General features: G+C 31.8%; 4 protein-coding genes. 3 read left to right on the top strand and 1 reads right to left on the bottom strand.

Going from position 1 to position 3,468, the window contains the following annotated elements:
- Nucleotides 1–898, bottom strand: an 898-nt coding sequence (locus HMPREF9129_RS10005) for an FAD:protein FMN transferase (protein ID WP_004823336.1), incomplete at its 3' end; no start/stop codon positions are given.
- Between the two features lie 144 nt (nucleotides 899–1,042).
- On the opposite strand from HMPREF9129_RS10005, the gene mnmA reads away from it, so the two are divergent.
- From mnmA to HMPREF9129_RS11230, 3 genes are all read left to right on the top strand, one after another.
- Nucleotides 1,043–2,110 (top strand): tRNA 2-thiouridine(34) synthase MnmA, encoded by a 1,068-nt coding sequence (gene mnmA, locus HMPREF9129_RS10000; protein WP_004823335.1) that lies wholly within the window; start codon nucleotides 1,043–1,045, stop codon nucleotides 2,108–2,110.
- A gap of 15 nt (nucleotides 2,111–2,125) precedes the next feature.
- A complete protein-coding gene (locus HMPREF9129_RS09995) occupies nucleotides 2,126–2,749 on the top strand; it encodes a 50S ribosomal protein L25 (RefSeq protein WP_004823332.1) in 624 nt (207 codons plus the stop codon).
- A gap of 66 nt (nucleotides 2,750–2,815) precedes the next feature.
- The gene (locus tag HMPREF9129_RS11230; RefSeq protein ID WP_083827208.1) at nucleotides 2,816–3,355 is read left to right on the top strand and encodes a pyridoxamine 5'-phosphate oxidase family protein; all 540 of its coding nucleotides are present in this window, start codon (nucleotides 2,816–2,818) and stop codon (nucleotides 3,353–3,355) included.
- Nucleotides 3,356–3,468: the final 113 nt, after the last annotated feature.

Raw genomic sequence — 3,468 nt, 5'->3', positions numbered from 1 at the left:
AGTTGTATTCTCCTTCCGGGTATAGTGTCTTAGGGTCTATTATGTGGTGATATTTTCTTCCGTTGTATTCGAAGTATCTTTGGTAGTCTCCGCTTGTTACTACTGATGTGTCGTTTAGCTTTAGTACGGCTAGGAATGTGCTGTTGTCTCCTTTGTCGTTTGGGTTTTGTATGGCTACTGTGTATGTTTCTTTTATTGGGTGCTTTCCTATCAGTTTTACGTTCCCTCCTGCTGATATTAGTCCGCTTTTTACTCCTATTTGTTTTGCGTATTCTCCTATTTTTTCTGTTGCGTATCCTTTTGCTACTGCTCCCAGGTCCAATTTCATTCCTTTTTCTATATAGATTGTTTTGGTTTTTTTGTCTGTTTTTATTTTTGTTGTGTCTGTTAGGTTTCTTAATGCTTCTAGTTCTTCTCTTTCCGGTAATGGGTGTCCGAATTGTTTTATTGCTTCTGCTTCTCCTCCGTCTAGATGGGCTTCTCTGTATTTGGCCCATATGTCTATTATTGGTCCCATTGCTATGTTCACTTTGTTTGATATTGTTTTTTCTCGCTCTAGTGTTGTTTCTATTAGGTTGTATAGGTCGTCTGATACTTCTACCGGTTGTACTCCTGCATTGTCGTTTATTGTTTTTAGGTTGTTTAGGTTTTCGTAGTTGTTGTATCTGTCGAATTCTCTGTGTAGTCTAAAGTATTCGTTTCTCATTTTTTCCAGTTTTTCGTTTGCTGTTTTTTCGTCTGTGTCGTATATTTGAAATGTTGTTACTGTGTCGAATGCCTCGAAAAATTGTATTTCGTATTTTTGCATTTTTGTGTTATTTTCTTCTATTTCATTTGGTTTATTGCCTCCGCATGCTGTTAGTATGAGTAAACAAATTATAATAAATATTTTTTTCATTTTATCACCACATATATCTTACCAAATAAGACTATCAATTAAAAGATAATTAAACTCTCTATTCTTAGCCATTTTCATCTTTTTTTGTAGATTTTTTTAAATCTCTAATGTATAATAGTACAAGGTTTTAGATAGGAGGTCAAAATGACTAAGAAAGGCACTGTTGTACTCGGAATGAGTGGAGGTGTTGATTCATCCGTCTCTCTCCTATTACTTCTTGAACAAGGCTATGATGTCACTGCGGTCTTTATGAAGAATTGGGATGACACTGATGATGACTATTGTACACAAGCTGATGATTATCTTGATGTACAAAGAGTGTGTTCAGCTTTAGGCGTAAAATACTACACTGTAAATTTTGAAAAAGAGTATAGGGATAGAGTTTTCTCTTATTTTTTAGAAGAATATAAAAAAGGCAGAACACCTAATCCTGACATTATGTGTAATACTGAAATTAAGTTTAAAGCTTTTTTAGAATTTGCACTTAAATTTAATTCCGATTATATAGCAATGGGACATTACGCACGAACAAGAATCAGTAACGGTCGAACTTATTTACTAAGAGGTTTAGATCAGAACAAAGATCAATCCTATTTCCTCTCTAGAGTTCCTGAAGCAGCTCTTTCAAAAACAATATTCCCTGTTGGTGAACTTGAAAAATCTGAGGTTAGGAGAATAGCCGAAGAAAATGGACTCGCTACAGCGCATAAAAAAGATTCTACTGGAATTTGTTTTATTGGTGAAAGAGACTTCAATAAATTTTTAGATCAATTTCTTTTTACTAAAGAAGGCGACATATATTCTTATGAAGGTGAACTTCTTGGAAGACACTCTGGACTTATGCACTATACTATAGGCCAAAGAAAAGGCATTGGTTTAGGTGGTATGGGAAATGGAGAACCATTTTTTGTTCAAGATAAAGATTTGAAAAATAATCGTCTTATAGTAGCACAAGGATTAAAACATCCTTCTCTATACAAAAAAAATACGATTGTCGAAAAACCTTTCTGGATTACTGAAACTCCGAACTTACCATTTGAGTGTTCAGTAAAAATAAGGTATAGGGCTAAAGATGAAAAAGCATTAGTCGAAGAAATAGGCTTTGACAAATTAAAAGTTACGTTTGAAAATCCCCTAAAGGGAGTTACTCCAGGCCAAGCTCTTGTATTTTATCAAGATGAAATATGTCTAGGTTCTGGTATAATAGAATAAGGAGGCATTATGTCAATGATATTAAATTTAAAAAACAGAAGTGAAAAAGGAAAAAATCAAGTAGATAAACTAAGAGCAGAACAAATTGTTCCAGGAGTTATTTACTCAAAAGGAAATGAAGCTAAAACAGTTTCAGCTGTAGAAAAAGATTTACTAAAAGCTTACCAAGAAAATGGTACTTCAAGTATTTTCAAAATTGATTTTGAAGGAACATCTCAACAAGTTCTAATTAAAGAACTTCAAATGCACCCATTCAAAAACCAAATTCTACATTTTGATCTATACTTAATAGACATGAGTGAAAAAATTAAGGTTAATATACCAGTTGTATTAGAAGGAAGAGATGAAATTAAAGTACAACCTTCTGTATTATTACAAGTAGTTAACGAAATTGAAGTTGAATGTCTACCAGCTGATCTTCCTGCTGAAACTGTTGTTAATGTAGTAGATATGCAAATTGGAGATTCTATACTTGTTAAAGATCTTGATGTAGCTAACAACAGCAAAATTGAAATTTTTGTTGATCTTGAAGAAACTATAGCTACTCTACAAGAGCCACAAGAAGAAGTTCTTCCTGAAGAAGGTTCTGAAGAAAAATCAGCAGAAGTTCCTACTGTATCTGAAACAGAAGCTGAATAGTTTTAAACGAGAAGGCAAGCTAATCGCTTGTCTTTTTTTATTTACATTACTTATGGGTATAATTAAATAAAAATTAAAGGAGAAAACAATGGCTGTTATAAAAACTTATCTTTAGATTCAACCTATGAAATATTAGATGAAAGTGAATATGGTGTTTTAAGCGTTTTTGATTTTTCTATACACTCTGTTCCTTTTTCTTTTGTAAGATGTGATGACAAAATATATTTTTCCTCGTCTAAAAAAGGAACTAAAGTAGATATTTTTGAAAGAGAAAAAATGATTAAATTGGTATTCGTATCAAGAACTAATGTTGCTGATGAATATTCCTTAGATGAAATTCAAAAAGAAGTTGACTCAGGCAATATATCTTTCTTAAATAAAAATGTTTTTACTAATGAATATGAATCTGCTATTGCCGATGGTAGGCTTGAAAGGATAAATGAAGATTCGGAAAGAGAATATGCTATTAGATTGCTCTACGGAAAATACTATTCTGATAAGATGCAATGGTTTGATTTAATTAAAGATGATGTTTTAAAAAATTCAAATATTTATAAAGTGTATCTTACTAATGTTACTGGAAAAGAAAAATATATTGAAATTTAAAATAGAAAAATACTGAAACAGAATCATTAAATATTCTTCACTACTTTTTTATATTTTTAAACTTCAATATAAAAGGGCTCTATAATATCTGTTTGGGAGTAAATCTCTAACGG

Origin of the sequence: Peptoniphilus indolicus ATCC 29427 (assembly GCF_000227315.1) — a bacterium.
Classification (GTDB): Bacteria; Bacillota; Clostridia; order Tissierellales; family Peptoniphilaceae; genus Peptoniphilus; species Peptoniphilus indolicus.
This window is presented reverse-complemented; position numbering and strand designations above follow the sequence as displayed.